Source organism: Agromyces sp. NPDC055520 (genome assembly GCF_053619715.1).
On record NZ_JBSHJY010000041.1, the window covers coordinates 1 to 11,082 of the forward strand.

10 protein-coding genes and 1 rRNA gene are annotated in these 11,082 nt (G+C 70.3%); all 11 read left to right on the forward strand.

Going from position 1 to position 11,082, the window contains the following annotated elements:
• A 5S ribosomal RNA gene (gene rrf / locus ACWGST_RS13925) occupies window positions 1–94 on the forward strand; the annotation flags it as partial.
• A gap of 118 nt (window positions 95–212) precedes the next feature.
• Window positions 213–1,973, forward strand: a complete 1,761-nt coding sequence (locus ACWGST_RS13930; protein WP_452047269.1) for a primosomal protein — start codon at window positions 213–215, stop codon at window positions 1,971–1,973.
• Window positions 1,948–2,979: an HAD-IIA family hydrolase gene (locus tag ACWGST_RS13935; protein WP_452047270.1), complete on the forward strand. Its 1,032-nt coding sequence runs from the start codon at window positions 1,948–1,950 to the stop codon at window positions 2,977–2,979. The genes ACWGST_RS13930 and ACWGST_RS13935 overlap by 26 nt, the downstream gene beginning before the upstream one ends.
• A 50-nt stretch (window positions 2,980–3,029) precedes the next feature.
• The gene (locus ACWGST_RS13940; RefSeq protein WP_452047271.1) at window positions 3,030–3,242 is read left to right on the forward strand and encodes a hypothetical protein; all 213 of its coding nucleotides are present in this window, start codon (window positions 3,030–3,032) and stop codon (window positions 3,240–3,242) included.
• Between the two features lie 2 nt (window positions 3,243–3,244).
• On the forward strand, window positions 3,245–4,054 hold the full coding sequence (locus tag ACWGST_RS13945; protein WP_452047272.1) for a TlyA family RNA methyltransferase: 810 nt from the start codon (window positions 3,245–3,247) through the stop codon (window positions 4,052–4,054).
• On the forward strand, window positions 4,009–4,965 hold the full coding sequence (locus ACWGST_RS13950; RefSeq protein WP_452047273.1) for an NAD kinase: 957 nt from the start codon (window positions 4,009–4,011) through the stop codon (window positions 4,963–4,965). The genes ACWGST_RS13945 and ACWGST_RS13950 overlap by 46 nt, the downstream gene beginning before the upstream one ends.
• Before the next feature lie 40 nt (window positions 4,966–5,005).
• Window positions 5,006–6,706, forward strand: a complete 1,701-nt coding sequence (recN, locus tag ACWGST_RS13955) for a DNA repair protein RecN (protein ID WP_452047274.1) — start codon at window positions 5,006–5,008, stop codon at window positions 6,704–6,706.
• A gap of 51 nt (window positions 6,707–6,757) precedes the next feature.
• Window positions 6,758–8,551: a CTP synthase gene (locus ACWGST_RS13960; protein WP_452047275.1), complete on the forward strand. Its 1,794-nt coding sequence runs from the start codon at window positions 6,758–6,760 to the stop codon at window positions 8,549–8,551.
• Window positions 8,544–9,242 carry an NUDIX domain-containing protein gene (locus ACWGST_RS13965; protein ID WP_452047276.1) on the forward strand — a complete coding sequence of 233 codons (699 nt, stop codon included), beginning with the start codon at window positions 8,544–8,546 and terminating at the stop codon, window positions 9,240–9,242. Before ACWGST_RS13960 ends, ACWGST_RS13965 begins: the two co-directional genes overlap by 8 nt.
• Window positions 9,239–10,141, forward strand: a complete 903-nt coding sequence (xerD, locus tag ACWGST_RS13970; protein ID WP_452047277.1) for a site-specific tyrosine recombinase XerD — start codon at window positions 9,239–9,241, stop codon at window positions 10,139–10,141. The genes ACWGST_RS13965 and xerD overlap by 4 nt, the downstream gene beginning before the upstream one ends.
• Before the next feature lie 41 nt (window positions 10,142–10,182).
• Window positions 10,183–11,067, forward strand: coding sequence for a ParA family protein (locus tag ACWGST_RS13975; RefSeq protein WP_452047278.1), 885 nt, complete (start codon window positions 10,183–10,185; stop codon window positions 11,065–11,067).
• The last annotated feature ends 15 nt before the right edge of the window (window positions 11,068–11,082 follow it).

Genomic DNA, 11,082 nt, shown 5'->3' on the forward strand with positions numbered 1-11,082 from the left:
AACGCCCGGACACATTCCGAACCCGGAAGCTAAGACTCGCAGCGCCGATGGTACTGCAGGGGGGACCCTGTGGGAGAGTAGGACACCGCCGGACAATCATTGAGGAGAGAGGCCACCCGAGGACGGGTGGCCTTTCTTCGTTAACGGGGTACTTCACAAGGTGCCCCATTACGGTTGAGTTCCATGAGGACTCCACACACGACGGGACTATCGTGAGCGACTCCAGGCACGGCTCGGCAGACCAGGGACGACCTGAGAAGCGTGATCAGCGCAGCGGCGGCGGCAATGGGGCCGGCCGACCGACGAGCGCTCGCTCCGGTTCCACAGCTCGTGACGGAGCCGCACCGAAGAAGCCGTATGGTGATCGCGACAACCGCAAGCCGTACGGGGACCGCGATGCGAAGAAGCCGTATGGCGACCGCGACGCGAGGAAGCCGTATGGCGACCGTGATGCGAGGAAGCCGTATGGCGACCGTGATGCGAAGAAGCCGTATGGCGACCGCGATGCGAAGAAGCCGTATGGCGACCGCGACGCGAAGAAGCCTTACGGGGACCGCGACGCGAAGAAGCCTTACGGGGACCGCGACGCGAAGAAGCCTTACGGGGACCGCGACAACCGCAAGCCGTATGGCGACCGTGATCCGAAGCCCTATGGTGACCGCGGGGCGTCCAAGCCCTATGGCGACCGCGATGCGAGGAAGCCGTATGGCGACCGCGATGCGAGGAAGCCGTATGGCGACCGCGATGCGAAGAAGCCCTACGGCGACCGCGGGGCGTCCAAGTCCTACGGTGACCGAGACAACCGGAAGCCGTATGGCGACCGCGATGCGAAGAAGCCCTACGGTGATCGTGGGGCATCCAAGCCGTATGGCGACCGCGACGCCCGGAAGCCGTATGGTGACCGCGACAACCGTAAGTCGTATGGTGATGCGCCGCGCGGCAGCCGGCCAGGTGGCCGCGACGACCAGCGCGAGACTCCCCGCGAGAACCACGGAGCCGCCGAGCTGCAGGTGCGTCCGCGCCACGACGACCCGTTCATCCCCGAGTCGATCGAGGCGCGCGACCTCGACAAGGGTGCTCGCGCCGAGCTGAAGACACTGAGCAAGGAGAACGCCGACTGGGTCGCACGACACCTGGTGGCGGCATCCGAACTGCTCGAAGAGGACCCCGAGCTCGCTCACCAGCACGCGCTCTCGGCGGGGCGCCGCGCCGGCCGCATCGCGGTCGTGCGCGAGACGCTGGCGATCACGGCGTACGCGACCGGCGATTTCGCACTCGCGCTCCGCGAGCTCCGCACGTACCGCCGTATCTCGGGCAGCAACGACCAGCTTCCGCTTCTGGTCGACAGCGAGCGCGGTGTCGGTCGCCCCGACCGCGCGCTCGAGGTCGGCCGTGCCGTCGACCGCACGACGCTTCCCGCCGCAGTGCAGGCAGCCCTCGCGATCGCGATGTCGGGTGCCCGGCTCGACCTCGGTCAACCCGAGATCGCCCTCGCCGAGCTCGAGATTCCGCAGCTCGATCCCGATCGCGCGTTCTCGTACAGCCCCGCGCTGTTCTCGGCGTACGCCGAGGTGCTCGAAGAGCTCGGGCGCACCGATGAGGCCGCGACGTGGCGGGCACGGGCCGACCGCGCCGACGCCGCACTCGCCGGCCCGGCCGAGGCCGAGTCGATCGAGATCTTCGAGATCGAACTCGACGAGTCCGCGGATCAGATCGAGGCGGTCGTCGAGGTCGCCGAGACGGTCGAGTCGGTCGAGCAGGTCGAGCTCGAGGCATCCATCGAGACCGAAGCGGCGGATGACGCGGCGCAGGCCGATTCCGTCGACGTCGACGACATCGGCGACGACACGGTCGACCGCGACCCGGGCGACGTGCTCGAAGACGAGGTGCGTGCGGTGCTCGCCGAGACCGCCGACCTCGACACCGAAGAGAACGAGGGCACGACCGGTGGGTCTGTTTCGCGCGAAGGCTGAGGTCGCGACGCCGCTCGACGGTATCGACGCGGTGCTCGCCGACCTCGACGGCGTCGTCTACGCCGGCGCCCACGCGATTCCTCGCGCGGTCGAGAGCCTGAACCTCGCCAAGCGCGACCGGGCCGTCGGGTACATCACGAACAACGCCTCGCGCAGCGATGCATCCGTCGCCGATCATCTGGCCGAGCTCGGTCTCGACGTCGTGCCGAACGATGTCGTGACGTCGCCGCAGGCGGCGATGACGCTGCTCGCCGAGCGGGTCGCGCCCGGCGCGCTCGTCTTCGTCGTGGGCGGTGAGGGCATCACGTCCGAGCTCGAGAAGCGCGGGTACCGCATCACCCGGTCAGCCGACGACGCGCCCGACGCGGTCGTGCAGGGCTTCACGCCCGAGATCGGCTGGCGCGAACTCGCCGAGGCCTCGTTCGCGCTGAATGCGAACGGCGGGCCGGATGCTGCGTCCCCGGGCATTCCCTGGATCGCGACGAACATGGACTGGACGATTCCGGTCGCGCGCGGCATCGCGCCAGGAAACGGCACCCTCGTCTCGGCGGTGCACACCGCGGTCGGGCGGTTCCCGCTCGTCGCGGGCAAGCCCGAGACGCCGATCTTCGACGAGGCCAGGCGCCGGTTCGCGGCCGAACAGCCGCTCGTGGTGGGCGACCGGCTCGACACCGACATCCTCGGTGCGCGCCGGGCCGGCATGTCGAGTGCGCTGGTGCTGACGGGCGTCGACCGTGCGAAGCAGGTGCTCGCGGCACCGGCGACGAGCCGGCCCGATTTCATCCTCGCCGACCTCGACGGACTTCACGCACCGTATCCGGTGACCGAGCAGCTTCGCGGGGTCACGCGGGTGGGCCGTGCGCGCGTGCGGGTGGCGGGCAATCGGGTCGAAATCGTCGACGACGGCGGCGACGAGCTCGATCTGCTCCGCGCCGCGTGCGCGGCGATCTGGGATTCGGGCGTGGGGATCCACGTGCTCGACGTTCCGGCCCGGCTCTACAGCTGACCGGTCGGTCGTCCGGCCGGGTGTCGCCTGGTCGGGGTAGCGTTGAGTACGTGAGCACTGAACCCGATCGAGCCGATGCGGCCGAGCCGATTCAAGCCGAGCCGACCACGCAGGTGTCCGAATCGAGGCCCGCCTCGTCGGTGGCGGCCGTGCTCGCCGAGGTCGAGGCGCGACCGCTCGCGGAACGCGCCGAGGGCTACCAGGCTCTCGCCGAGCGGCTCCGCACCCAGCTCGAGCATTCCGACCCGTCGCTGCGCACCTGATCGTGCCCGATCAACGTCTCGACGCCGCCCTCGCGGCCCGCGGTCTCGCCCGCTCCCGCACGCACGCGGCCACGCTCATCGCGGCGGGCGTCGTGACGGTCGACGGGCGGCCGGTCGTCAAGTCCGCCGCGAAGGTCGGCGAAGACGCAGTGCTCGAGGTCGCGGCATCCGATCACTATGTGAGCCGTGCGGCGCACAAGCTCATCGCCGGTCTCGACGGCTTCGGCGTCGATGTCGCCGGCCGCATCGCGCTCGACGCCGGTGCTTCGACGGGCGGGTTCAGCCAGGTGCTGCTGGAACGCGGGGCCCGCCAGGTGCTCGCGGTCGACGTCGGGCACGACCAGCTCGCGGCCGAACTCGTCGGCGCGCCCGGGCTCGTGCTCGTCGAGGGGTGCAATGTGCGTCATCTCGATGCCGCACTCCTCGCCGAACTCACGGGGGTCGCCGAGCGCCCCTCGCTCGTCGTCGCCGATCTCTCGTTCATCTCGCTCACCGTCGTGCTGCCGGCGCTTCGGGCCTCGGCGAGCGATGACGCCGACTTCGTGCTGCTCGTCAAACCGCAATTCGAGGTGGGGCGCGGGGGAGTGCGCGAGGGCGTCGTGCGCGACGCGGGCCTGCGCGCCGAGGCCGTCTCGAATGTGCTGTGGGCGGCCTTCGACATGGGTCTCGGCACCGCCGGCGTCTTGTCCTCCCCAATCGCCGGTGGGCACGGAAACCTCGAGTACCTCGTGCATCTGAGCGCGGCGGGCGGGTCGAATCCGACAGAATGGATGCGTCGGGTCGACGAACTGACGAGAGGGGCGAAGGCGTGAGCGACGCACGGCGCTTCCTGGTGGTCTCGCACACCGGTCGGCAGTCCGCCCTCGAGGCGACGAGCGAGGTCTGCACGCAACTGCTCGCCGCCGGCGCAGTGCCGGTCATCGCGGCCGAGCACTGGGCAGAGGTGCACGACTTCGTGCCCGGGCTCAACGGCACGGTGGAACGATTCGAAGACACCGACCCCGCGGCCATCGAGCTCGTCATCGTGCTCGGCGGCGACGGCACGATCCTGCGGGCCGCCGAGATCATGCGCGACCACCCCGTGCCGCTGCTCGGCGTGAACCTCGGTCACGTCGGCTTCCTCGCCGAGAGCGAGCGCGACGATCTCGGCTACACGATCGGCCGTGCGCTCGCCCGCGACTACACCGTCGAAGAACGCATGACTCTCGCGGTGCGGGCCAAGGTCGGCACCGCGGTGGTCTACGAGAGCTGGGCCCTCAACGAGGTGACCGTCGAGAAGGCCGAACGCGAGCGTATGCTCGAGGTCGTCATCGAGGTCGACCGTCGGCCACTCTCGTCGTTCGGTTGCGACGGCGTCGTGATGTCGACCCCGACGGGGTCGACGGCGTACTCGTTCTCGGCGGGCGGCCCCGTCGTCTGGCCGAGCCTCGAGGCGCTCCTGCTCGTGCCGCTCAGCGCCCACGCGCTCTTCGCGCGGCCGCTCGTCGTCGGCCCCGAGTCGTCGCTCGCCGTCGAGATCCTGCAGCGCACCGTGGCATCCGCCGTCATCTGGTGCGACGGTCGGCGCACCTTCGACCTGCCGCCGGGCGCGCGCGTGATCGTGCGCAAGTCGCCGGTTCCCGTGCGGCTCGCCCGCCTGCACGAGGCGCCGTTCACCGATCGGCTCGTGAACAAGTTCCAGCTGCCGGTCACCGGGTGGAGAGGGCCGGCCGGACGTGAGTGAGGGCTGCGTGAGTGAGGGTTTGCGTTGATTGAAGGCTGCGTTGATTGAAGAACTCGGCATCCGCGATCTCGGCGTGATCGCCGAGGCCACTTTGCCGCTCGGCGCCGGGTTCACGGCCGTGACCGGCGAGACCGGCGCGGGCAAGACCATGGTGGTGACCGCCCTCGGGCTGCTGCTCGGCGCTCGCGCCGACGCGGGCGCGGTGCGTGCGGGCGCCAAGCAGGCCTGGGTCGAGGGCCGCTGGCTCGTGCCCGACGACGGCGCGATCGCCGACCGGGTCGCCGAGACCGGCGGCGAGGTCGAGGCCGGCGAACTGCTGCTCGGGCGATCCGTCTCGGCCGAGGGGCGCAGTCGGGCGGTCGTCGGCGGCCGCAGCGCGCCCGTGGGCGTGCTCTCGGAACTCGGCGACGAGCTCGTCGTGGTGCACGGCCAGGCCGACCAGCAACGGCTCCGCTCGGCCGTGGCGCAGCGCGAGGCACTCGACCGCTTCGCCGGGCCGAAGCTGCACGCGCTGCTCGATGAGTATCGCGTCGCATTCACGACCTGGCGCACGGATGCCGCCGAGCTCGAACGGCTTCGGGCCGATCACGAGTCGCGGCTGCGCGAGGCCGAAGAGCTTCGCGCGGCGCTCGACGAGGTCGAGGCGGCCGACCCGCAGCCCGGCGAAGACGCCGAGCTGCACGAGCGCGCCGACCGGCTCTCGAACCTCGAAGAGCTGCGGATCGCGGCCGCACAGGCTCGTGCGCTGATCTCGGCCGAAGACGTCGTCGACGATGCTCCCGACGCGGTCGCCCTCGTCGACGGAGCCCGCCGCCACCTCGAACGCGTCGCCGAGCACGACCCCGCCCTGCAGCCGATCGGCGAGGCGCTGACGAACGCCGGGTTCCTGCTCGCCGACGCCGCCGCCGAGCTGTCGGGCTACCTCGCCGGCCTCGACGCCGACGGCGCGCGCGAGCTCGAGATCGTGCAAGAGCGACGCGCCCTGCTCGGCGGCCTCGTGCGCCGTCACGGCGGCGACCTCGACGATGTGCTCGAATTCCGTCGCACCGGCGGTCTTCGGCTCGTCGAACTCGACGGCGACGACGAGCGCATCGAGGGGCTCGAGGCATCCGTCGCCTCGCTCGAAGCCGACGTCGACCGTCTGGCCGCTGCGCTCACCGAACTGCGCACCGATGCCGCCGAGCGACTGGCCGACGCCGTCACCGCCGAGCTGTCGGCCCTCGCGATGCCCGACGCCCGACTCGCGGTCGTGATCGAACCGACCGCCGACGCGACCGCCCACGGCCGCGACACTGTTTCGATCCTGCTGCGACCGCACCCCGGCGCCGAACCGCGCCCGGTCTCGCGCGGAGCCTCGGGCGGCGAGCTCTCACGGGTGATGCTCGCGATCGAGGTCGTGATCGCGGGCAGCGACCCGGTGCCCACCTTCGTCTTCGACGAGGTCGACGCGGGTGTCGGCGGCGCCGCCGCGATCGAGATCGGGCGACGACTCGCACGACTCGCCGAGCGTTCGCAGGTCATCGTCGTCACCCACCTCGCACAGGTCGCCGCATTCGCGACGAACCACCTGAGCGTGGTCAAGGGCACCGACGGCCAGGTCACCTCGTCGAGCGTGCGCCAGCTCGGCGGAGCCGAGCGCGAGGCCGAGATGGCGCGGCTCCTGTCTGGGCTCGCCGACTCGCAGAGCGGGCTCGCGCACGCGCGGGAGCTGTTGGAGATCGCTGCAGAACCTGCGGCGTGACCCGCGGCTGAACGGCCGCGATCGAAGGGGTCAGACGGATCCCGGGAGGAAATGGGGGAGCGCGTGGGGCATGTCGGGCCGAATGATCAGGAACGTGAGTTAGACTTCAAGCCCGTGGTGGATGAACGCGGAACAGCTCGAGCGAGCACAGACAATTCGAACCCTGCGTCGACGAACGGCGAGACCAAGCACATCTTCGTGACCGGTGGTGTCGTCTCATCGTTGGGCAAGGGACTCACGGCGGCGAGTCTCGGCAATCTCCTGACTGCCAGGGGCCTGCGAGTCGTCATGCAGAAGCTCGATCCCTATCTGAACGTGGATCCGGGCACGATGAACCCGTTCCAGCACGGCGAGGTCTTCGTGACCGACGACGGCGCTGAGACCGACCTCGACATCGGTCACTACGAGCGGTTCCTCGACATCAACCTGAGCCAGGCGGCGAACGTCACCACCGGCCAGATCTACTCGACGGTCATCGCCAAAGAGCGCCGTGGCGAGTACCTCGGCGACACGGTGCAGGTGATCCCGCACATCACCGACGAGATCAAGCGGCGCATGCGGCTGCAGGCCTCGGAGTCGCCGAAGCCCGACGTCATCATCACCGAGATCGGCGGCACGGTGGGCGACATCGAGTCGCAGCCGTTCATCGAGTCGGCTCGCCAGGTGCGCCACGAGCTCGGCCGCAAGAACGTGTTCTTCGTGCACGTCTCGCTCGTGCCGTTCATGGGCGCCTCGGGTGAGCAGAAGACGAAGCCCACCCAGCACTCCGTGGCCGCACTGCGCTCCATCGGCATCCAGCCCGACGCGCTCGTGCTGCGCAGCGACCGCCCCGTCACCGAGTCGAACAAGCGCAAGATCGCGCTCATGTGCGACGTCGACGAGCAGGCGGTCGTGAACGCGGTCGACGTGCCGTCGATCTACGACATCCCGACGATGCTGCACGACCAGGGACTCGACGCGTACATCATCGATGTGCTCGGCCTCAGCGAGAAGGCGGCCGACGTCGACTGGTCGGGCTGGAGCAACCTGCTCGACGTCGTGCACGACCCCAAGCACGAGGTCACGATCGGGCTCGTCGGCAAGTACATCGACCTGCCCGACGCCTACCTCTCGGTCACCGAGGCGCTGCGCGCCGGCGGGTTCGCGAACGACGCCAAGGTCAACATCGAGTGGATCCCGTCGGACGAGTGCCAGACGCCCGAGGGCGCGCAGAAGCACCTCGGCCACCTCGACGGCATCTGCGTACCCGGCGGCTTCGGTGTGCGCGGCATCGAGGGCAAGCTCGGTGCGCTGCTGTTCGCTCGTGAGAACGGCATCCCCGTGCTCGGCCTCTGCCTCGGCCTGCAGTGCATGGTCATCGAATACTCGCGCAACGTCGTCGAGGGCCTGCCCGGCGCCTCGTCGAGCGAGTTCGACCCAGACACGCAGTTCCCCGTCATCGCGACGATGGAGGAGCAGGTCGAGATCATCGCCGGCGGCGACCTCGGCGGCACCATGCGACTCGGCCTCTACCCCGCGAAGCTCGCCGAGGGGTCGATCGCGGCCGAACTCTACGGCTCGACCGAGGTCTCCGAGCGTCACCGCCACCGCTACGAGGTCAACAACGCCTACCGCGACCGCATCGCCGAGGCGGGGCTGTCGTTCTCGGGCATGTCGCCCGACCGGCACCTCGTCGAGTTCGTCGAGCTGCCGCGCGAGGTGCACCCGTTCTACGTCGGCACGCAGGCCCACCCCGAGCTGCGAAGCCGCCCGAACAACCCGCACCCGCTGTTCCGCGGCCTCGTCGGGGCTGCGCTCGAGCGCCAGCAGGCGAGCCAGTTGTTCGACGACGTGGACGATGACTGACCGTACCGACTCCGGCCTCGGCCTCGGCACCGACTCCGGCACCGGTGGGCGGCGCGAGCCGCTCGCCGATGAACGGGTCGACGTGCCCGTCGTCTCGAGCGAACGGGTCTTCGAGGGCCGCGTGTGGGACATCCGCCGCGACGCCTTCGAGTTCGGCGGCGAGATCATCGTGCGCGAGTACACCGACCACACCGGTGCCGTCGGCGTGCTCGCGCTCGACGACGACGATCGGGTGCTGCTCATCAAGCAGTACCGGCACCCCGTGCGCATGCGCGACTGGGAGATCCCGGCCGGGCTGCTCGACGTCGACGGCGAGCCGCCGCTGGCCGCCGCGAAGCGGGAACTCGCCGAAGAGGCCGACCTCGAGGCATCCGATTGGGCGGTACTGACCGATGTCGCGACCTCGCCCGGTGGCAGCGACGAGCTGATCCGGGTGTATCTGGCCCGCGGCCTGACGGCGACCGCCGAGGCCTTCGCCCGCGAGGGCGAAGAGGCCGACATCGAGAAGCGCTGGGCACCGCTCGACGAGTGCGTCGACGCGGTGCTCGAACGGCGCGTCCACAACGCGCCACTGGCGGTCGCGGTGCTCGCGGCCGCAGCGGCACGCGCCCGAGGGTGGTCGAGCCTCGGCGCAGCGGATGCCGCGTGGCCCGGGCACGCCGTCGGCCGCACGGAGCCGGCGGGCCGATGAGCCGAAACCCCGTCGACGACTACCTGCGGCATCTCGCCGTCGAGCGGGGGCTCGCGCAGAACACGATCTCGTCGTATCGGCGCGACCTCGCGATCTACGCCGACTGGCTCACGGCTCGCAGTATCGCGGGGCCGTCGGCGGCGACCGAGCAGGATCTCGGCGACTTCGTGCGCTTCCTCGGCGCCGAACGCGTGCCGCCGCTCGCGACCTCGTCGATCGCGCGCGTGCTCTCGGCGGTGCGTGGGCTGCACCGGTTCCTCGCCGAGGAGGGGCTCGTGCCGGTCGACGTCTCGCGCGAGCTGCGACCGCCGAAGCTGCCGATGCGGTTGCCCAAGGCGATCCCCGTCGACGACGTCGAGGCGCTCATCGCGGCTGCCGGGGGCGACGAACCCACCGACCTCCGCGACACCGCACTGCTCGAGGTGCTCTACGCGACGGGCGCGCGCGTCTCGGAGGCCGTGTCGCTCAACGTCGACGACCTCGTCGATCAAGAGGTCGTGCGACTCTTCGGCAAGGGCGGCAAGCAGCGCATCGTGCCGCTCGGCAGCTACGCGCGGCGGGCCGTCGACGCCTACCTCGTGCGCGCCCGGCCGCTGCTTTCCGCACGCGGCACGGCGACGCCGGCGCTCTTCCTCGGTGTGCGCGGCAAGCGGATGTCGCGGCAGGCCGCCTGGGAGGCGCTCCGTGACGCCGCCGAGACCGCCGGACTCGCGACATCCGTCTCGCCGCACACCCTGCGGCACTCGTTCGCGACGCACCTGCTCGAGGGCGGCGCCGATGTGCGCGTCGTGCAGGAGCTGCTCGGCCACTCCTCGGTCGCCACCACGCAGATCTACACGCTCGTCACAGCTGACACACTCCGGGAGATGTACACAGCGGCCCACCCGCGTGCTCGCTAGAATCGACCAAGCACCCGCCCGGCACAGGAGAGAGTTGACACGTGACGCACCAGACGCACCACTCAGCGGACGGAATCGCCAATCCGCCAGAGCTCGGTCCCACTGGTCGCCCGTCCCGCGAGTTCCCCGAGCCGGTTGCGCTCACCTCGCACGGCCCCGCCCGCATCATCGCCCTCTGCAACCAGAAGGGCGGCGTCGGCAAGACGACCACCACGATCAACCTCGGCGCGACGCTCGCCGAGTACGGCCGCCGGGTGCTCGCGATCGACTTCGACCCGCAGGGCGCGCTCTCGGCGGGCCTCGGCGTGCCGACGCACGATGTGCCGACGATCTACGACCTGCTGCTCTCGCGCACGCTCGACCCGGCCGACGTGATCCAGCCGACGAGCGTCGAGGGCCTCGACGTCATCCCCGCGAACATCGATCTCTCGGCCGCAGAGGTGCATCTCGTCACCGAGGTCGCCCGTGAGCAGATCCTCGCGAGCGTGCTGCGCCGCGTCTCGGCCGACTACGACGTCATCCTCATCGACTGCCAGCCGTCGCTCGGCCTGCTCACCGTGAACGCGCTGACGGCCAGCCACGGCGTCGTCATCCCGCTCGAGTGCGAGTACTTCGCGCTGCGCGGTGTGGCCCTGCTCATCGAGACGATCGACAAGGTGCGCGATCGGCTGAACCCGGCAATCCAGCTCGACGGCATTCTCGCGACGATGTACGACTCGCGCACGCTCCACTCCCGTGAGGTGCTCGAGCGCGTCGTCGATGCCTTCGGCGACGAGGTGCTCGAGACCGTCATCACCCGCACCGTGAAGTTCCCCGACGCGAGTGTCGCGGGCGCCCCGATCACCGAGTTCGCACCCGAGCACCAGGCGTCGAAGGCATACCGCCAGCTCGCGAGGGAACTGGTCTTCCGTGGCGCGGTCGCCTGAGGCGGCTTCGGCCCC